The organism is Paenibacillus urinalis, assembly GCF_028747985.1.
GTDB classification, from domain to species: domain Bacteria; phylum Bacillota; class Bacilli; order Paenibacillales; family Paenibacillaceae; genus Paenibacillus; species Paenibacillus urinalis.
In genome coordinates this window covers 4,945,303-4,964,469 of the sequence record NZ_CP118108.1, presented here as the reverse complement: position 1 = coordinate 4,964,469, position 19,167 = coordinate 4,945,303, and the positions used below count along the sequence as shown (strand labels likewise).

Annotated in this window: 16 protein-coding genes; 10 read left to right on the top strand and 6 right to left on the bottom strand. The window is 49.3% G+C overall.

Going from position 1 to position 19,167, the window contains the following annotated elements:
• Nucleotides 1–64: 64 nt before the first annotated feature.
• From PUW25_RS23030 to PUW25_RS23005, 6 genes are all read right to left on the bottom strand, one after another.
• Complete coding sequence (locus tag PUW25_RS23030) at nucleotides 65–3,241, bottom strand: efflux RND transporter permease subunit (protein ID WP_274337618.1); 3,177 nt, start codon at nucleotides 3,239–3,241, stop codon at nucleotides 65–67.
• A 49-nt stretch (nucleotides 3,242–3,290) separates the two neighbouring features.
• On the bottom strand, nucleotides 3,291–4,208 hold the full coding sequence (locus tag PUW25_RS23025) for a TetR/AcrR family transcriptional regulator (RefSeq protein ID WP_205054589.1): 918 nt from the start codon (nucleotides 4,206–4,208) through the stop codon (nucleotides 3,291–3,293).
• A gap of 188 nt (nucleotides 4,209–4,396) precedes the next feature.
• The gene (locus PUW25_RS23020) at nucleotides 4,397–4,711 is read right to left on the bottom strand and encodes a DMT family transporter (protein WP_047912422.1); all 315 of its coding nucleotides are present in this window, start codon (nucleotides 4,709–4,711) and stop codon (nucleotides 4,397–4,399) included.
• Nucleotides 4,712–5,062 (bottom strand): DMT family transporter, encoded by a 351-nt coding sequence (locus PUW25_RS23015; RefSeq protein ID WP_076314468.1) that lies wholly within the window; start codon nucleotides 5,060–5,062, stop codon nucleotides 4,712–4,714. It lies immediately after the preceding gene.
• Nucleotides 5,059–5,652, bottom strand: a complete 594-nt coding sequence (locus PUW25_RS23010) for a TetR/AcrR family transcriptional regulator (RefSeq protein ID WP_047912420.1) — start codon at nucleotides 5,650–5,652, stop codon at nucleotides 5,059–5,061. The genes PUW25_RS23015 and PUW25_RS23010 overlap by 4 nt, the downstream gene beginning before the upstream one ends.
• A 141-nt stretch (nucleotides 5,653–5,793) precedes the next feature.
• Complete coding sequence (locus PUW25_RS23005) at nucleotides 5,794–7,296, bottom strand: phospholipase D family protein (RefSeq protein WP_274337617.1); 1,503 nt, start codon at nucleotides 7,294–7,296, stop codon at nucleotides 5,794–5,796.
• Between the two features lie 432 nt (nucleotides 7,297–7,728).
• Between PUW25_RS23005 and PUW25_RS23000 the strand changes: the two genes are divergently transcribed.
• The 10 genes from PUW25_RS23000 to ychF all read left to right on the top strand — a co-directional run bounded on the left by PUW25_RS23000 (nucleotide 7,729) and on the right by ychF (nucleotide 18,891).
• Complete coding sequence (locus tag PUW25_RS23000; RefSeq protein WP_274338467.1) at nucleotides 7,729–9,279, top strand: phytoene desaturase family protein; 1,551 nt, start codon at nucleotides 7,729–7,731, stop codon at nucleotides 9,277–9,279.
• Entirely contained in the window at nucleotides 9,276–10,736 is a 1,461-nt protein-coding gene (locus PUW25_RS22995) for a phytoene desaturase family protein (RefSeq protein WP_047912417.1), read from the top strand. Before PUW25_RS23000 ends, PUW25_RS22995 begins: the two co-directional genes overlap by 4 nt.
• The gene (locus tag PUW25_RS22990) at nucleotides 10,737–11,609 is read left to right on the top strand and encodes a phytoene/squalene synthase family protein (RefSeq protein WP_047912416.1); all 873 of its coding nucleotides are present in this window, start codon (nucleotides 10,737–10,739) and stop codon (nucleotides 11,607–11,609) included. It abuts the gene before it with no gap.
• 1 nt (nucleotide 11,610) lies between these two features.
• Nucleotides 11,611–12,381 (top strand): carotenoid biosynthesis protein, encoded by a 771-nt coding sequence (locus PUW25_RS22985; RefSeq protein WP_274337614.1) that lies wholly within the window; start codon nucleotides 11,611–11,613, stop codon nucleotides 12,379–12,381.
• Nucleotides 12,350–13,087 (top strand): lysophospholipid acyltransferase family protein, encoded by a 738-nt coding sequence (locus PUW25_RS22980; RefSeq protein ID WP_047912414.1) that lies wholly within the window; start codon nucleotides 12,350–12,352, stop codon nucleotides 13,085–13,087. Before PUW25_RS22985 ends, PUW25_RS22980 begins: the two co-directional genes overlap by 32 nt.
• Nucleotides 13,088–13,089: 2 nt before the next feature.
• Entirely contained in the window at nucleotides 13,090–14,304 is a 1,215-nt protein-coding gene (locus PUW25_RS22975; RefSeq protein WP_052512040.1) for a glycosyltransferase family 2 protein, read from the top strand.
• Nucleotides 14,304–15,785: a phytoene desaturase family protein gene (locus tag PUW25_RS22970; RefSeq protein ID WP_274338466.1), complete on the top strand. Its 1,482-nt coding sequence runs from the start codon at nucleotides 14,304–14,306 to the stop codon at nucleotides 15,783–15,785. The genes PUW25_RS22975 and PUW25_RS22970 overlap by 1 nt, the downstream gene beginning before the upstream one ends.
• A gap of 142 nt (nucleotides 15,786–15,927) precedes the next feature.
• Nucleotides 15,928–17,037 carry a type 2 isopentenyl-diphosphate Delta-isomerase gene (gene fni, locus PUW25_RS22965; protein ID WP_047912412.1) on the top strand — a complete coding sequence of 370 codons (1,110 nt, stop codon included), beginning with the start codon at nucleotides 15,928–15,930 and terminating at the stop codon, nucleotides 17,035–17,037.
• A 25-nt stretch (nucleotides 17,038–17,062) separates the two neighbouring features.
• Nucleotides 17,063–17,539 (top strand): GNAT family N-acetyltransferase, encoded by a 477-nt coding sequence (locus PUW25_RS22960; protein ID WP_238546405.1) that lies wholly within the window; start codon nucleotides 17,063–17,065, stop codon nucleotides 17,537–17,539.
• 251 nt (nucleotides 17,540–17,790) lie between these two features.
• Complete coding sequence (ychF, locus tag PUW25_RS22955; protein WP_047912411.1) at nucleotides 17,791–18,891, top strand: redox-regulated ATPase YchF; 1,101 nt, start codon at nucleotides 17,791–17,793, stop codon at nucleotides 18,889–18,891.
• Nucleotides 18,892–19,167: the final 276 nt, after the last annotated feature.

The window sequence follows — 19,167 nt, the reverse complement described above, 5'->3', positions numbered from 1 at the left end:
ATAGTTCATAAGGCTGTATGGGCTTGTTCTAGAATGGACAGCTTAGATCAAGCTCATCGGCTCATTAATCCTCAATCCGTTTCTTCTTGAACTTGGACAGAATTTCATACACAATCGGCACGATGACAAGCGTCAGCAAGGTGGAGCTGATCAGACCGCCGATTACTGTAACACCAAGTCCTTTAGAGATAATACCTGCGCTGTTTTCCCATCCGAAGACGAGCGGCAGAAGCGCACCGATGGTCGCAAGTGCGGTCATCAGGATCGGACGAAGACGGGTAGTTCCCGCTTCAAGCAAGGCTTCTCTAGTAGACATTCCTTCATTTTCTTTATGAATAACACGGTCGATCAAGACGATCGCGTTCGTGACTACGATACCAATCAGCATCAGTCCGCCCATGAGGGACGATACATTGAGTGTCTCGCCTGTAATAAGCAATCCGACAAGCGCACCAATTACGGTGAACGGCAGGGAGAACAGGATTGCAAATGGAGCAAGACCTCCGCCGAAGGTTACGACGAGTACGAAATAAACAATGGCAATCGCTGCCAGCATAGCAAGGCCAAGCTGTGAGAAGGTCTCATTAATCTGCTCAGTTACACCGCCGAATTCGACATGAACGCCTTCAGGCAGCTCCATGTTGTTAACAGCTTCCTCTACAGTACCTGAAGCAGAACCTACATCAGCGGACAGGATGTTTGCTGTTACCTGTACCACGGTTTCTCCATCAATTTGCATAATGGATGCTGGAGCGGTTCCTTCTTCTACAGTAGCCACTTCGCCGATTGGAACCTCAATTCCAAGTGGGGAAGTCAGGGTTTCTTCTTCAATTTCAGTAATGCTTGCATATTGCTTCTCTTCTGTTTCGATATACACATTATAGTTCTTGCCATCAACTTCAACTTCCGTCAGGACCGGACGCTCATTTTGCGGAGCAAGCGCCATAGCCAGTTGACCTGCTGTCAGGCCAAGGGAGCTCAGTTTTTGCTGATCAGCTACAAGTGTATATTGGTCATATCCTTCTTCAAGCGTGGATTCTGCTTTTTCGAAGTTCTCGGTATCCGACTTAACGACTTCGAGAATGTCGTCAGCCACAGGCTTGATCTGTTCTACATCGTCACCGAATACGCTGACGGTCAGTGTGTTGCCGCCCATGCCGCTGGCCATATCCAGAGTAGACCATTCACCTTCTGGCACACGCTCCTGAAGTCCTTCAATGATCGGTTCTGTTGCTTCAGATACACTTACGCCATCCTCAAAGATCAGATAGAAGAGACCGGAGTTGGATGATCCGCCCATGGCTGCCATTGGGTTACCGCCGCCCACGGAGTACTGCATGCTCTTGACGCCTTCGGAATTGAGAATGAATTCCTCGACTTCGAGTGTACGCTCTTCAACGGTTTCTTGGGTTGCACCTGGCTCAGGGCTGTAGGTTACCAGTGTGTAGTTCATGCCTTGCTCAGGGATGAAGCTGGTACCAATGAAGCGGGTCAGGAACAAGCTGCCTACGAGCAGGAGTACAGCTGCAATAATGGTAATGGACTTGTGGTTCAGCGTCCAATTCAGAATTTTCTTATATCCGCCAGCCATCTTGCCTGGCTTCTCATCATGATTAACTTTATTCTTAATTCCGCCTCTGAAGAGGGAATGTGCCATTGCCGGAACGATCGTGATGGCCACGACCAAGGAAGCCAGCAAGGCGAATACCATCGTCAGTGCAAACGGCATAAACAATTCACCGACCATACCGCTGACAAGGGCAAGCGGAAGGAATACGGCAATCGTAACGATCGTTGAAGACATGATCGGTACGAACATTTCACGAGTTGCGGAGAGGATCAATTCACGACCCTTCAGCTTCTCACCGGAATGCGCCAGCCGTCGATATATATTCTCGATAACGACAATAGAGTCATCGACAACCCGGCCGATCGCTACAGTCATCGCACCCAGCGTCATGACATTAAGCGTGATATCCATCAAGTTCAGTACTGTAAGTGCAATAAGCAGAGACAGCGGGATGGAAATGACGGAGATCAGCGTTGAACGCCAGTCGCGCAGGAAGATCAGAATAATGATGATCGCAAAGAGTGCACCGTATAATGCTTTGGAGAGCATCGTATGAACGGAATCCTCAATCGGTTGACCCTGGTCAAGCAGAAGATCCAGGTTGATGTTATCGTACAGTCCTTCAAGGTCTGCAGAAGCGTCCTTAACGCCATTGACTACATCAACAGTATTGGCATCATTCGCTTTTACGATGGCGAAACCGAGGGATTCTGCGCCGTTAGTACGAGAGATCGACTCGGCCTGACCAATAACTTCAATATCAGCAATTTCGCTAAGCTTAACCGTAGGTATTCCGGCTGCGGCACCCGCACCAGCGCCCGCACCAGCTCCTGCGTCAGCACCCGCACCCGCACCAGCGTCTGCGTCAGCACCAGCGCCTGCGTCAGCACCCGAACCAGCGCCTGCACCAGCTCCGGCACCACTAGGAACAGCTGGAATTTCAATGTTCTCCAAATCTTCGATACTAATGATGTTACCGTCTACAACGACAGCCTTCTCGGCATCATCCAGGTTAAAGAGTCCGAGAGGAGCGCGCATAGACGAAGCTTGAACAATATTTTGCACCGTTTCTTGGGTAAGTCCAAGCTCTGCCATCTTAGCATCATCGAAATTCAGTGTTACTTCTCTCGCAAATTGACCTGAGATTTGAACGGAAGCAACGCCATCCACGTCCTCAAAGGCAGGGGCGATGTCATTCTCGGCAATACGAGTCAAATCCTCCAATGATTCTCCGTTCTTTCCAGATAAGCTGATGGAAGCAACAGGGAAGGAGTTAATGCTGAATTTGGAAATGCTTGGCTTCTGTGCATCGTCTGGAAGCTGAACATCATTCAGCACCTCACGCACAGCAGCAGTCGCATTATCCAGATTGGTTCCATAATCGAATTCAATATTAACAGAAGCAACATTCTCCATAGAGGTTGATGTTATATTCTTGATCCCCTCAACATTACGGAGTGTTTCTTCAAGCGGCTTGGTTACTTCTTCGACGACAGCCTCAGGGGCTGCACCTGGATATACGGCATTGACACTTAGGAACGGTACGTTGATATTCGGTATCGTTTCCTGCTTCATCGTGAGACCGCTGTACAAGCCGGTGAAGATCAGGATGATCGTCAGAATCCAAATCGCTAATTTGTTTTTTAGCGAGAAATTAATAAACCCTTTCATTCTTAAGTTTCTTCTCCTCTCTCTTTAGCACAAAGTTGTAAGCATGTTTCTAGTCTCTCCACTTCAAATACATATCGAACACTTGCTGGAGCTCTTGGACAAGCTCTTGAACGTCTGTCACCTGCTTTAGATTGGCAATCATGCCGAGAATAATGGCACGTCTGGGCTTAAGCTCGAAGAACTCGTCTTCCAGTATAGAAAGCGAATCAAGCGTGTCCTCACGCAGGCGCTCCTCCAGTACTTCGCTGTTCCGAACCGCATGTCTAATTTCCTTGATGAGGAACAGAGGGTGTTTTTTGGAGTCGTATTTTTGAAGATTTTCTTCCACCCACGGAAGCCATAAATCTTTTGGAATAAAAGGCTCACGCTGATCGCGAATTTTGGCCTCAGCAATAATATCCAGCGTTTCAACCAAATACTCGGCCATCCGGTGAAGATGAATGGATAACAGCTCCGTAACAATCAGCTTCAAATAAGATCCCATCATACTGTGAAGCTGAAGCGCAAGATCAACCGAGTAAGGAAGCACTTCTGGACCATATATATCGACCATCTTCTGGCTGAACAACTTCATGGCGTGGGCGAGCATGCCCTCGGGCCATTTCTCCAGAGGGAATCCCTTATCTCCCCGGTTCGCCATATCCAGCATCTGAGCAATGAAGAACTCTCTGAGTTCCAGGAAATTTTCCAGCAGAATTTCAATTTGTCTGCGCAGCTTATCGCGTGGAGGCAGCTCGCGTTCCCGTTCCACAAGGGCAATCTTGTCGTAAATCGTTTGAATGCAGTAGCTGACCACGCTTTCCTGAAGCTCTTCCTTGGATTTGTAGTGGAGATACAGTGTCCCTTTGGAAATGCCGCACAGCTCAGCGATCTCCTGCATAGACGTTGCAGCAGGACCTTTCGTAGAAAATAGCTGCAGTGCAGCGATTAGAATATGTTTTTTCTTATCCGTGGTTGAGTTCGACAATACCTGGATCACCTCTTTTCAGAACTCCCCGGTTCTTAATCTGACTAATGGGTCAAAAAAATTATATCTTAAAAAAACAGGAGAAACAACTCTTTGAATATGTATTGAGCTCGTCATGAGGTGTTCAAAAAAAAGACAAGGGTGCATCAGGAAATTTCTCCTGTAACGCCCTTGTCTATCACTGATTCTTAACCGATCAGCTTTAGTCCGACAGCGGAGCACAAGATCATTGCAATAAACAATACGCGCTTCGCCTCTTTAGGTTCCCCAAAAATGAACATTCCAACAATCGTGCTTCCGACGGTGCCAATTCCAGTCCATACAGCATAAGCCGTGCCCATAGATAAAGACTGCATTGCATAGGAGAGGAGAGAGAAGCTCACCAGGAAGCTTATGCCCATCAGCAGGAAGTACTTTTTCCCCTTACCGGAGGACATTCCTTTGATCCCGATAACACCCAGTATTTCACTTAGACCTGCAAAAATAACTGCTGCCCATGCCATTTAGGTCAGACCTCCTTTCGTTTCTTGTTTCGACGATTGATCCGTTACCAGCTTGAGTCCAACTACACCGGCCAGCAATAGGGCGATCAAGAGTACTTTGGATAAACGGAAGGGTTCTCCGAATAAGAGCATTTCTGCAATGACGGTACCTGCGGTACCGAGTCCGGTAAATACGGCATATACCGTGCCGACAGGCAGCCGCTTGGCAGCCTGAATAATAAGCCAGAAGCTCACGGCAATCGATACTACAGTAGCAATCCACTCCAGCGGCGTTTCCGCATGCTTTAGGCCCGAGACCCAAATAACCTCAATGACTCCACCGAGGATGACAAATAACCAGTTGCGATTCATGAAGATGACTCCTTTGTATGAAAAAGTTGAAGCCCATGCCAGAACACGGGCCAGGCGGCTTCGACACGTTTCTGATAACGCTCCATGCCCCCGTAGAGCAGCTCAACCGTCGTGCCGTCAACCAGCGTCATATAGCTGATGGCGATTTGAGCTGCGTGTGTGCGTTCATAAGATTGACGCACCAGAAATTTGGCGAGCACTCTCTCCAGGCCATCCAGAAACGGATACACCATATGACTAACCTCATAGTTCAGGGATGGCGGTGGAAAATAGCTGACCCGCATGAGCAGCTTGGCGGCGTCCTGAGATTCGAATTCTTTCCCAAACCAATCGAAGAAGCCATGAAGGCATTCCTCAAGCGTACTGTGCTTATTGAGCTGCTCCTGAAAATAAGCCAGTATTCGTCTGCGTTCCAGCTGGAACACATACTCCACGACATGGATGAACAGGTCGTCCTTATTCTTATAATGCGCGTAGATTGACGGCTTCTTGATTCCGACTTCATCCGCAATTTTGCGGAGAGAGGCCCCTTCATAGCCTTCGAGCGCAAACTGACTTAGCGCGGCTTCTTTTATCTTGTCTGAGCTCATTAACATTCACCTACCTAACGATCGTTAGTCTATTGTAATTGACGTTCTATGTCAACTGTTTCTGTTTGGATATGTATTGAAGATTAAAGAACAAGGAAAAACCGCCGAAGGAGCATTCAGCGGTTATCGGATCAGCGGTTATCAAAAAGTAGTGAAGCCGAGAGCATATTGCATCTTGTACAGAATACCGGTCCAGAACGTAGTAGGGTCCTCATATGCGGATAGATCGAGGGTGAATTTACCGTCCTCATTGCTCCATAAGCGATGAAAATATTGAGATACATCGGCAGCAATTTTGCTGTCTGAAGGAGCCTCGACCCATAGATTGTTTTCCAGATTGTAGTTATTCAAATTACGGGGAGTGAAGTTAGTTGATCCTCCCAGCATCATATGGTCTCCAGAATGACGCTCCAGATACAGCAGCTTGGTATGATATTGTTCCTTGGTCGTGTTATACCATCTGATCTTGATCCTGCCATTGGACTTCTCTGTCAGCTCTTCGGCAACCGGGCGGTTAGGAATACCGATCTTCTTCTGTCCAAATGCGTTCTCGTTCGGATCAAGTATAATCCGTATCTCTGCTCCCCGCTCCGATGCTTCCAGCAGGGCATTCTTCACCGCTTTGTCCGCCAAGTAAAACATCCCCATCCATAGGGTATCTCCAGGCTGAGACTGCTCGATTAAGGAAATGGCATGCTTCGCAATTTTCCCTTCGGTCAGATAGCGCACGCGAATAGGCCCTGACTCAGCATTCTCTGGTGCAGTATACTCGGGAAGCTTGCCTGCAGAGGATAAGTCCATGGCAGCCTGTTCTGTCTTGAGAATATCTCCGATAATCGGACCTGAGACCTCAAAGGCGATGTTGGAGTGATAGACGCTCGCGTCGTGAATATTGGCAGAAGCAATGATGGCGGTCTGTTCACTGGCTACAAGCTTGCGATGATTGGCCTTCACATTTAGCAGCTTGAGATAGGAGCGGAATGTCACATCAGGACCGTTTGTGGCCATGAGATTTGGCAGCCAGCCGGTTCCCTGCTCACCAAACCATTGAAAGTATGTACGCCATACAGCAGAGTAGAAGGGGGTTGAATCCCTGAGTGGATCCACATTGGTTACCACTACCCGGATTCCACTGGCTTTCATTTGCTCCAGCAAGGCGTTGGGATGAGAGTTGTAATTGGTGTTAACTTCGTCTGTAATAAATACGATATCCATATCAGGATTCGCTTGCTTTTTCTTGATCAGCAGATTGGTAAACCGCTTGCTCACTTGGGGAAATGTCTGATTTGCGTGCTCATAATGGTTAAACAGGAACATATCGATGACAAGAAACTGTTCAGCCTCTTGAACAATCTGTTCCATCCGCTTAATGATGCGTTGTTCATGTCGTTCGGACGCCTCCGGCGCTTCGGGATCTGGATACGTCAGGTCAGCGAGAAACTCTACACTTTCTACATGGTGAACAGGTCCCTCGAAGGATACACCTTGAGGCAGAGGTTTATTCATTTGGTACACAATAACGCCTGCAAGCCACAGTATGTTAAGGAGGATGAACCAGAGCAGAAGCCTTTTTATCGAGAATTTTTTCTTGGGAACAGCTGAGCTCGATGCCTGCGAATGATGCGGATGATGTAGATTGTTCATGGATGAAGACGCCCCTTCAAAAGTATAAAATATTAGATGAGATGATGAGTCATATAACATGATTTCTATATCCTGCACATTATTAACGCCAACATACGGGAGATGAAGCAAATCAGCAGGCTTAGATGCATCGACAAGGCTATTCTGTTTGTGTATAATAAATGTACTTTATCTCCACTTAACCTCATTATATATATAAGGTAGTTGATTTTACTGGTAGTCTAAAACTGCATACAAACATTAAATAGATAAAAATCTTGCTGTCTAAAAAGTTTTTTATTTTTTTTGTTTAATAATTAACCTACCGGTGTAAATAATTATTATTGCCTTTATATTGGTTATATCCTTGGAGAGTATATTTTGGAAAGTCTATGAATATTGTCTAGCATAACCGCCCATCTTAATAAATACATAGAAAGGTGTGCCTAAAACATGAAGCCTGTACATAAGAAAAAGCAAGCCATTGTGATTGGAGCTGGGCCCGGCGGTTTGGCAGCAGCAATGTTGTTATCAGGGCAAGGCTATGAAGTAGATGTGTATGAGAAGCAACCTGTAATCGGGGGGCGTTCTGCAAGGTTAACGCTGGGGGAGTATAAGTTTGACCGAGGCGCTACTTTCTTGATGATGCCTCACTTAATTGAAGAGATGTTCACACAAGTCGGACGTTCGCTCCATGACTATGTGGATATGCAGCAGCTGGACCCGCTGTATACTCTTCATTTCGGGGACAAAGTGTTCGCGCCTTCCAGTGATGAAGCGAAGACCGCTAAGGAGATTGCCCGTGTGTTCCCCGGGGACGAAGACAATTATCTTCAATTCATGAAGGATGAGAAGGCTAAATATGAGAAGGTAGAGCCGCTGTTACGCAGACCTTTTGGCAAGCTGACAGATTATCTTAAATCGGATGCAGTCAAGGCACTGCCTTATTTGCATTTGAACGATACCGTGTACGGGAGATTATCCCGCTATTTCAAGGACGAACGTCTTCGCTGGGGATTTACTTTTCAGGCCAAATATCTAGGTATGTCTGCTTGGGATTGTCCCGGTACCTTTACGATACTGTCCTATATAGAGCATCATTTCGGGCTTCATCATCCGCAAGGCGGTGTGAATCAGGTGTTTCGTGCCATGGAGGATGTGATCAAGGAGCACGGCGGCCGGATTCATACTTCGAGACCCGTGAAGCAGATTCTGGTAGAGGGAGGAAGAGCAGCAGGGGTGCTGCTGGATGACGGACAGAAGGTATATGCCGATCATGTGGTGCTGAACGCTGATTTTTCCTCGTCTATGCTTAATCTGTTTGAGCCTGGTGTACTGAAGAAGTATACGCCCGAGAAGATTCGTAACAAGAAGTACTCCTGTTCAGGCGCGATGCTCTATTTGGGTGTGAACAAGAAGATTGATCTGGCGCATCATTCCGTCCATTTTGCAGCGGATTATAGGAAGAATGTCGATGAGATGACGGTGCACAAAACGCTGTCCGCGGATCCTTCTATTTATATACATAACCCTTCTGTGCTGGATCCGACACTGGCTCCTCCGGGAAAATCTTCACTGTACGTGCTGATGCCGTCTCCGAATACGACCGCAGAGATTGACTGGGAAGCGCAGCGGGAAGACATCAGGCAGACGATGATGAACCGGCTTGAGCAAATTCCTGAGCTGAAGGGGCTGTCCGAGCACATCGAGGAAGAAATATTCTTCACTCCCCTTCAATGGGAAGAGGAGCTTGATATCTATAATGGAGCCTTATTTAATCTGGCGCATGGGCTTGATCAAATGATGTATCTAAGACCCCATAATCAATTCGAGGAAGTGGACAGTCTCTACCTGGTTGGGGGAGGAACGCATCCCGGCAGCGGTCTGCCTACGATATTTGAATCAGCCAAGATCAGTGTAAGGCTCATACAGGAGGCGGATGCGCGGAAGCATCCTAGGAAGAACTATATGGGCAAAGCTACGGATGCGGGACAATTGTCATGAGCACAACAAAGAAAATAGCCGTTATCGGCTCAGGTGTTGGAGGATTAACAACCGCTCTGCTTCTCACAAAACAAGGATTTGAAGTGACGATCTACGAGAAGGCTGCTCGTGTAGGAGGGCGCCTCGCTTATGAGGAGGAAGGGCCTTACCGGATTGATCAAGGACCTACGATTGTACTCCTGCCGGAGATGCTGCTCGGCATTCTCGAGGAAGCCGGTATTGACCGATCACGTGTGGATCTGATCCGCTGTGATCCGATGCATCGGTTTTATTTCGAGGATGGCAGGGTACTGTCGAAGTGGTCTGACCGGGAGGCACAGATCGAGGAGATTAATCGCGTGTTCCCGGGAGAAGGCGCCGGCTTTCGGCGTTTCATGGAGGACATGGACCCGCTCTTCCCATCAGGAGTAAGTTCGATCCTTGAACAGCCCTTTCCGAGAAGAAGAGACTTCTATACACGGGAAGTCACTCGGCTCTTGAAGGATATGAGGGCATATACGAGCTTAAGATCTGCGATGGGCCGTTATTTCAATAACGAGCAGCTCAAGGATGCTTATTCGCTGCAAAGCTTGTATATTGGCGGATCGCCGTTATCTACCCCTGGCATCTACACCCTGCTGCCCTATGCGGAGCATCAATTCGGGGTCTGGATGGTAAGAGGCGGCTACGCTTCCCTTGCTTCTCTGCTGGCGGATGAGCTGCTGGCACGGGGCGTGGAGATTCGACTGAACGAGGAAGTAGATACACTTATTCTGGAGAACAGGGAATGCAAGGGAGTTATAACCTCTCAAGGTCCTGCCTTGTATGACGCCGTCGTTTATAACGGGGATTTCCCCGAAATATCGAAGCTCATGAACGGAGAGATTAGAAGTAGAAGAAAGTATACCCCTTCGTCCGGCTGTCTCCTCGTTTATCTGGGGACAAAGAAGAGATTTCCTGAAGCAACGGCGCATCAGTTCTTTCTGCCGGATCGTTTTGTATCCAATATGAAGGAAGTGTTCCTGAAACGATCATTGCCGGACAACCCTTCATTCTATGTATTTAATCCGGTAGCTGCTGATGAGACAGCTGCACCTGAAGGTCACAGCGTACTCTACTTCCTTATACCTGTGCCCAATGCTGAAGGAATAGAAGATTGGAAAGATGCGGAAGCTATAGCGGATAAAGTGCTGGAGGCTGCAGAGATTAAGGCTTTTCCCGGGCTTCGAGAAGCCATCCGCTGGCGGAAGATTCGCACACCAGAGGATGCCAAGCGAGACGGGCTATACGGCGGCGGCAGCTTCGGCATAGCTCCGGTCTTGTTTCAATCCGGGGTCTATCGGCCTCAACCCAAGCCGTATCCAAACATTCGAGGCTTGTTCGCAGCAGGAGCCTCTGTTCACCCGGGCGGTGGAATACCCATTGTCATGCAAGGCGCAAGGCTGTGTGCAAACGAGTTGATAAAGGAGATGGGATAAATGAATGAAGCGATTATATCACGCTGTGAGGAAATGATACGGAAGGGCTCTGCTTCGTTTTACCATGCCTTTCGCGGTTTGCCCAGCCCAAGACGGGAAGCGGTCTTCGTCATCTATGCCTTCTGTCGTCTGATCGATGACAGTGTAGATGAGCCCGACCAAGCGCCGTATTCCATTTTTCAGCTGCAGCATCATTTGAAGGAACTGGATCAGGCAGAGGGACACTTCATATGGCCGGCCCTTCGCTGGCTGTTCGGCGAATTCCCGAATCTGACCAAAGAGCCTTTCTTCCGCCAAATGGAGGGGCAGATCTCGGACCTGACTTTAACGCATTATTCTACGATGAAGGAGCTGGAGCATTACTGCTATCTGGTAGCAGGCACGGTAGGAGAAATGCTGCTTCCTGTGCTTCGCGATGATAACAGTGTATCCGCCATGACTTCAGGTATTGCGCTTGGCAAGGCGATGCAGATTGTGAATATTGTCCGCGATGTTGGTGAAGACAAGGCTCGTAACCGCAGATACATTCCGATGGAACTGATGGTCAGACACGGTTATACGATGGAGGATTTTGAAGAGGGGATTGTGGATGAACGATTCATCTCCGTCATTCGAGAATTACAAGAGATCGCAAGCCGGTGGTTTGAAGAGGGGCTGGCTGATGTTAATACGTATCCGCCGCTCAGCGGCTTTGCTGTGGAGCTGGCAGCCTCGTTCTATGCTTCCATTCTGGATGCGGTAGAGGCGAATCAATATGATGTGTATACCAAGCGGGCATTTGTAACAGATGAGCGAAAAATGAAGCTCTTCCTTAAGCTTGCGGCCAAGCATAAGAAGCGCTCTGGCAAGCGTAATAAAGCAGCGGTGTCCTAAGATGATCCAGACCGTCTATTGGATATGGTACAGCATTGGTGCAGTGCTGCTGCTAACCATTGGTGTTCCTGAATATTTGAACTTTTCTAATGGATTATTCCTCGTCTTCTATGCCTTGTGCTCTATGGATCTCATATTTGGCAGATTGCTGAATCCGGCAATGTCTGACCAGTCTCTTGACTGGTGGAGAAGACCTGCCGTATGGCTCATTGCCTTCCTGATATGGACAGGCGGAATGGGGGTGGAATGGCTGGGAGTCCACAGTGGCTGGCCGTTTGGTGACTACAGCTATTCAGGATTATTCGGGTTCCATGTGTTCTCTGTGCCATTTACGCTGGGGTTTGCATGGATTGCCGTTGTAGGCAATGCTGCACTCCTCAGCGGCGGCGGACGTGGTATGAGAAGCAGACTCGTTCGGGCGCTCAAGACCGGAGCCTGGGCCTGCGTAATGGATCTGGTGCTGGATCCTGTCGCACACCAGCGGGAATTTTGGAGCTGGGAGGGTGCTGGCGGATTTTATGGCGTACCATGGACGAATTTTGTCAGCTGGTTTATCATGGGCGGAATTCTGTCCCTGCTGCTGCCTCCGGTAGATTACAATCCGTCTCTCCAGCGCAGAGGGAAGCTGCTGTACCAAATGTTCATTTTGTTGTTTGGGCTGCTGGCGCTTCAAGATGGACTGTACGGTTCAAGCATCATTGCGGCTGTTGCCATCTTTGTAGCAGAGGGGAGTCATCAATATGCTGTCCGCAAACAAGTCCCGGTTCTTTAACCAGCTGTTCTCGATATACAATGAAAAGTACTTGCTTGCACGCAGGTTCAGCTATGTTGGTATTCGCGGACAGCTGGATCCTGCAGACTCCAGATTGCCTGTCCTCTATATCATGAATCACAGCTCCTGGTGGGATGGGCTTCTCGTGCATCATGCACTGCAGCGGCTGTCTTCTGGTGAGCACTATATGATGATGGAGGAGGAGCAGCTGCACAAATTTGCGTTCTTTCGGAAGCTGGGTGCCTATTCGATACGCCCAGGCGATACGGGGGAAGTGCGCCAAACGTTGAATTACACACGGGAGCTATTATCTGCAGGTCATAGAGTCTGGATCTTCCCGCAAGGAGAGATCCGGCATCAGGATGTTCGTCCGCTTGGCTTCGAGCGCGGTGTCGGACTGCTGCTGTCGCGTTTGCCGAATACGGCAGTGATACCAGTAACCCTTGTACACGGCTTGTACAGCCAGGATAAGCCTGAGGCGCTCTTGACCGCGGGCCACCCGGTTATGGAGAGCTGGTCCGATTACACCAGCCGTGAAATTACGGGGATGCTGGAGGAGATACTTACTGGGCAGCTGGAGAGACAGAAGCGTGAGATCATGGCTGCTCCTCTCGGACGGCCTGTAGAATACATATCCTTGATACACAGCAGGAGATCAACGAGTGAGCGCTTTGAGAAAGTGTTTGTGAAGCGGAGGGAGCAATAGACATGAATGTGCTGGCATATCTGCTCATGATCCTGTGCGGCATTTTGACTGTACAGCTGGCCTTCTCGATATGGAATAAAAGGCAGCTTCCGCGTCTTGGCGATGCAGGGAGCTCCTCTGCGTTACGCGGCTCTAAAGGTACAATCACAGCGGGCTCCATAAAGGAATTGAGCGATGTGAACGGAAGGGCTTCTGATGTGGTCAAGGTCTCGATCCTGATCCCGGCCCGTAATGAAGAGCTGCATATCGGAGACTGCCTGACAAGTGTACTTGCAGCGGATACAGAGGGCATCCAGCTGGAAGTGCTTGTCCTCAATGACCGGTCAGAAGATGCCACCGGGCGTATTTTGGAAGAGATAGCTGCACAGGATTCGCGGCTCCGCATTATAGATGGCAGGGAGCTTGCGCCTGGGTGGATGGGCAAATCCCATGCATGTCATCAGCTTGCTGAACAGGCTTCCGGGACATGGTGGCTGTTCATGGACGCCGATGTTAGGCTTGAGCGCCATGCGATAACGGCGGTTCTGAACACCGCAGTACAGCAGGGGACAGGACTTGTTACGGGCTTCCCGAGACAGGTTACAGGTACATGGTTTGAAAAACTGGTTGTACCGATGATGAAATTCACCATTATCAGCCATCTTCCGATTCGGCTTGTACGGGGCTCGGGTGACGCCAGATTTGTTGCAGCGACCGGAGCTTTTATGTTCATTCATCGGGATACCTATGAGCTTGCTGGAGGGCATGCCGCGATCAAGGCAGATCTGCTTGACGACATGCAGCTGGCCAGGGCAGTAAAGCGTGCAGGGGAACCGGTAACCTTGGCTGATATCCATCAGCATACCCATACCCGGATGTATCAGAACGCAGGGGAGGTATGGAACGGATATAAGAAGAACCTGTTCGAGGGGCTGGGGCGCAGCGGTTGGCTGCTGACTCTCGTGCTGCTCATGTATGCCTTGCTGTACCTGCTGCCGCCCATTGGTCTGATCACGGGGATGCTGACAGGCGATCCTCTAGTCATCGGCTATGGATTGGCTGCTACCCTGCTCGGCATGGGTGTGAAGCGGGTGGCTGACCAGGTGAACAGCCAGCCGCTGTGGCTCATGTTTCTGCATCCGGTCAGCATCGCCTGTGTCATTCTGATCGGGATATCTTCCTGGCTCGGCGCAGTCACAGGCAAAGGTTATGTGTGGAAAGGGCGGAGGTACAGCTAATGAAGAAGAAGGCAGTCATTATCGGCGCAGGGTTCGGAGGGCTGTCCTGCGCCATTCGTTTAGCATCGGAAGGGATGGATGTAACCGTGCTTGAGCGGCAGCAGCATCCGGGCGGCAAGCTTCAGAGAATTACGGAGCAGGGCTATACATTTGATCGAGGGCCCAGCACCATTACGATGTCGCATGTGTTCCGCCAAGTGTTTGAACAGTCCGGGGTCTCGATGGAAGACTACGTGCGGTTATATAACCTTGATCCGCGTACACGCAATGTTTTTGCAGATGGCAGTATAGTGGATTTAACGCAGGACCGGGAACAAATGAAGGAGCAGATGGCTGTCTACAGCTCGAAGGATGCACTGCGATACGAGGCGTTTATGGAGGAATCCAAAGCGCTGTATACGGAGGCGGAACACAAGTTTCTGAATCGGCTGCTGCTCACTCCCAGGGATAAGTACAATATGTCTATGTTAAAGAGCCTTCTGCGAGTAAGGCCGCTCGTCAAGCTGGATACGCTGCTGCGTCGATATTTTGAACATCCGAATACACTGATGATGCTGGGGAGGTATGCTACGTACATCGGTGCATCTCCTTACAGTACGCCTTCGATCTTCGCCATGCTGGGTCATGTCGAAGCCGATCTTGGCATTTACGGTGTTGAAGGAGGAACCTCTTCCCTCATTACAGGGATGGTCAAGCGTGCAGAAGAGCTTGGGGTGCGTATTCATACCGGAGAGCATGTGAGCAAGCTGAGCATCCGAAATGGGAGGGCGGCAGGCGTCCAGAGTGACAAGGGGGAATACGCTGCTGATGTCGTGGTCGTAAACGGAGATGTGCTCAGCATGAACCGCCTGCTTATTCCAGAGCAATATCGCCCGTCTATGAATGATAAGGTGATCTCTCGTTACGAGCCCTCATTATCTGGGTTCGTAACGCTGTGCGGCGTGCGTAAGCAGTATGAGCTGCTGCAGCATCACACGGTGTTCTTCCCGGAGGTCTATCAGGATGAATTTACGGATATCTTTCAGAGACGGCAGGCGGCGCAGGACCCGACACTGTATCTGTGTTATTCTGGTTACTCCGAGCAAGGAATGGCTCCGGACGGAAGCAGTAACTTATTTATACTGGCCAATGCGCCGTATGTGTCTGAGAATTGGAGCTGGGAACAGCATACAGACACCTATCGGGAGCTGATTTTTGATAAACTGGCAGCAAGAGGCATAGACGGACTGGATCAGTCCGATGTTATCATCCATTACAACCCGGAGCAGATCGAGCAAGATACACTTGCCTATCGCGGCGGCATCTATGGTATTTCCTCCAACACGGTGAACCAGACCTTCTTCCGGCCAGGCAACAAGCACAAGGATATTGAGGACTTATGGTTTGTCGGAGGAACGACACATCCGGGCGGGGGAACGCCGATTGTAACGTTGTCGGGTCAGCTTGTTGGAGAGCAGGTAGCGAGGAAGTATACAGGCTGAGATATCTATCTATGATTATGAAAAAAAGACTCAAGCGCGGTCTCATCGATAAGATGTACTCGTTTCGTTATAATAGATCAGAATAATAAAGAATGTGAAATCAATCTCACAACTTGATGAGAGGAGAGGAGGAGAAGAGAGTATGCATAAACGACCCGATCAGGATCATGATGACAGCAGGTACACTAGCGCAGATGAATTCCGGGTTAGTGAGCAACTGCTGCCTGAGATCCCAACCGGAGAACGGAAAATGGAGCATGTCAGGCTGTGCCTGAATGAGGACGTGAATGGTCAGGGAGTATCGACCGGATTGGAGAATTATCGATTCCGCCATTTGGCGCTGCCGGAGCTTAGCTTCTCCGATATCCGTCTTGCCGCCGCCTTTCTGGGGGAAGAGCTGCGTACACCGCTGCTGATCAGCTCCATGACCGGTGGAAGCAAAACGACAGGCTTAATCAATGAACGTCTTGCTGCGGCAGCAGAAGCAAGAGGATGGTCACTCGGAGTCGGCTCCATACGTGCAGCAGTGGAGAAGCCCGAGCTTAGTGATACCTTTGCTGTCCGAAGATTTGCGCCTACCATACCTGTCATCGCGAATTTGGGAGCGGTACAGCTGAACTACGGCTTTGGTGCAGAAGCCTGCCAGCGGGCAGTTGACATTGCAGGTGCATCGATGCTGGTATTGCATTTGAACAGTCTGCAGGAGGTTTTTCAGCCCGAAGGAAACACGGATTTTAGCAGCCTGCTGCAGCGAATTGAAGCTCTGTGCAAGAAGCTTGAGGTTCCGGTTGGTGTCAAGGAAGTGGGCTGGGGAATTGATGGGAGCACAGCAGCCCGGCTGTATTCTGCTGGAGTTTCATTTATTGATGTTGCCGGTGCCGGAGGGACAAGCTGGGTACAGGTGGAGAAGTATCGCAATCAGGATCCGATGCGCAGAGCCGCAGCCGAAGCTTTTGCTGATTGGGGAATTCCTACTAGTGATTGCATCCTGGAGGTTCGAGAGCACAATCCGACCGGGGCGTTAATCGGCAGCGGTGGATTAACAAATGGAGTGGATGCAGCCAAAGCGCTTGGACTCGGTGCAGATCTGGCCGGGTTCGGGAGATCCTTGCTTGAATCCGCCGTCCATTCAGAAGAGGCGCTTCATGAGAGATTGGCACAGGTTGAATTTGAGCTGCGTGCTGCCATGTTTGGTATAGGCGCAAGAACGATTGCAGAGCTTCGGGGCACATCAAGACTCATCAAACGTTGAATCAGTCAGGAAGGTGAATTGGATCGTGATTGGGCTTAGTGCAATGAATGAATTGCAATTTGAGGATTTTATGAACTCTACTTTGAAAGAATATGCTCAGGAGAAGATTACAGCCGGGACCTGGCTGCCTGAGCATGCTGAGAGCCGGGCGTTAGAGGACATGCACCGGATTCTCCCGGAAGGATACCTTACCCAAGATGCTTATTTTTACAACTTGGTCGATTCAAGTGTAGGAGATGGACAAGTCATCGGATTTATCTGGTTTAATATCTACTTGCGGAATGGAGTAAGAGAGGCCTTTCTGTATGACATACATATAGTCGAGGAATATCAGGGCAGGGGCTACGGTACGCGGACAATGGAGCTGCTGGAGAAGGAAGCTCGCAAATTACAGGCTGAACGGATTGGACTTCATGTATTTGGTCATAATGAGCGGGCTAAGCGCCTGTATGCGAAAATGGGCTATGAGGCGAAGAGCATTACCATGTATAAGGAACTGTAGGCTGACGATTGGTGCTGGGAATTATGTACAAATGGGAGACTTTAGCCGCTTCTTATCTTGATGGTCTACCGCTTCTCATATATAATTAGTGGGATTGTCACGAAAGTTTATACACGTAAATTGCATACATTTCGAATGAATTTCATGATATCTTCGTTTTTAACGAATCCATTCATACCATTATGAAAGACGTTCTTCTCAGCGAAACGCTCGCTGCAAACAAATATTTATTTGAGGAGTTGTAGGAATACATGGCTTTGAAAGCAGGGATTGTCGGACTTCCGAACGTAGGAAAGTCGACCCTTTTTAATGCAATTACCCAAGCAGGCGCGGAGAGCGCAAACTATCCTTTCTGTACGATTGATCCGAATGTCGGTGTCGTTGAGGTTCCGGATGAGCGTCTGGACAAACTTACAGAGCTGGTACAACCGAACAAGACCGTGCCTACGGCATTTGAATTCGTTGACATTGCAGGGCTTGTCCGCGGTGCGAGTAAGGGTGAAGGACTCGGTAACAAGTTCCTGGCTCATATTCGCGAAGTCGATGCGATTGTGCACGTTGTACGTTGTTTCGAGGATGAGAATATTACGCATGTGGACGGCAAGGTCGATCCGGTATCCGATATTCAAACGATCAATCTAGAGCTGATTCTGGCTGATATTGAGAGTGTTGAGAAGCGTATTGATCGTGCCCGCAAGAATATGAAGGGCGGCAACAAGCAGGGTGCTCAGGAAGTGGAAGTTCTGGAGAAGCTAAAGGAAGTGCTGTATGAAGACAAACCAGCACGCAGCCTGGAGCTGACAGATGACGAGCGTCTCGTCGTTCGCGATCTTCACCTGCTGACAATGAAGCCTGTGCTTTATGCGGCGAACGTTAGCGAGGATGAAGTGTCTACTGCGGACAAGAATCCGTATGTCCTGCAAGTGAAGGAATTTGCTGCGGCAGAGCATGCTGAAGTGGTACCGATCAGTGCTAAGGTGGAAGCGGAGATCGCTGAGCTTGAAGGCGAAGACAAGGAGATGTTCCTTGAAGAGCTGGGGCTGGAGGAATCCGGTCTTAATCGCCTGATTAAGGCAGCTTATCGCCTTCTTGGTCTGTACACTTACTTTACTGCAGGTGTTCAAGAGGTTCGCGCTTGGACGATCCACAAAGGTACAAAAGCGCCTGGCGCAGCGGGTGTGATTCACTCTGACTTCGAACGCGGCTTTATCCGTGCCGAGGTTGTATCCTATGCGGATCTGATGGCGGCAGGCTCCATGAACGGAGCGAAAGAACGCGGTCAGCTGAGACTGGAAGGTAAAGAATACATTGTCCAGGACGGCGATGTGATGCACTTCCGTTTTAACGTTTAATCATGAAGAGGCCCCTGCCTTTCCTTGTTGGGAAGGCAGGGGCCTTATTGTGGAATCATGGATTGGCAGAATAATTGCCTGAATTCATAACCTCGCTTCTTAGCTTCGGTACATCTAAGGAGCATGCGTTATCAAAAAACATCCTCAAGTACATCCTGAAATACATCCTCAAATACATCCTCAAATACATCCTCACAACAGTATCTTCTCAAGCGCTTTGCCGTATGATATAATAAAGAGTCGACAGACTTGCTCTAACTTTAAGATTATTAATAA

Bases quoted from the DNA above. Each gene is read 5' to 3' on its own strand.
- PUW25_RS23030 (WP_274337618.1), bottom strand. From the start codon at position 3,241: ATGAAAGGGTTTATTAATTTCTCGCTAAAAAACAAATTAGCGATTTGG.
- PUW25_RS23020 (WP_047912422.1), bottom strand. From the start codon at position 4,711: ATGGCATGGGCAGCAGTTATTTTTGCAGGTCTAAGTGAAATACTGGGT.
- PUW25_RS23015 (WP_076314468.1), bottom strand. From the start codon at position 5,062: ATGAATCGCAACTGGTTATTTGTCATCCTCGGTGGAGTCATTGAGGTT.
- PUW25_RS23010 (WP_047912420.1), bottom strand. From the start codon at position 5,652: ATGAGCTCAGACAAGATAAAAGAAGCCGCGCTAAGTCAGTTTGCGCTC.
- PUW25_RS23005 (WP_274337617.1), bottom strand. From the start codon at position 7,296: ATGAACAATCTACATCATCCGCATCATTCGCAGGCATCGAGCTCAGCT.
- PUW25_RS23000 (WP_274338467.1), top strand. From the start codon at position 7,729: ATGAAGCCTGTACATAAGAAAAAGCAAGCCATTGTGATTGGAGCTGGG.
- PUW25_RS22995 (WP_047912417.1), top strand. From the start codon at position 9,276: ATGAGCACAACAAAGAAAATAGCCGTTATCGGCTCAGGTGTTGGAGGA.
- PUW25_RS22990 (WP_047912416.1), top strand. From the start codon at position 10,737: ATGAATGAAGCGATTATATCACGCTGTGAGGAAATGATACGGAAGGGC.
- PUW25_RS22985 (WP_274337614.1), top strand. From the start codon at position 11,611: ATGATCCAGACCGTCTATTGGATATGGTACAGCATTGGTGCAGTGCTG.
- PUW25_RS22980 (WP_047912414.1), top strand. From the start codon at position 12,350: ATGCTGTCCGCAAACAAGTCCCGGTTCTTTAACCAGCTGTTCTCGATA.
- PUW25_RS22975 (WP_052512040.1), top strand. From the start codon at position 13,090: ATGAATGTGCTGGCATATCTGCTCATGATCCTGTGCGGCATTTTGACT.
- PUW25_RS22970 (WP_274338466.1), top strand. From the start codon at position 14,304: ATGAAGAAGAAGGCAGTCATTATCGGCGCAGGGTTCGGAGGGCTGTCC.
- fni (WP_047912412.1), top strand. From the start codon at position 15,928: ATGCATAAACGACCCGATCAGGATCATGATGACAGCAGGTACACTAGC.
- ychF (WP_047912411.1), top strand. From the start codon at position 17,791: ATGGCTTTGAAAGCAGGGATTGTCGGACTTCCGAACGTAGGAAAGTCG.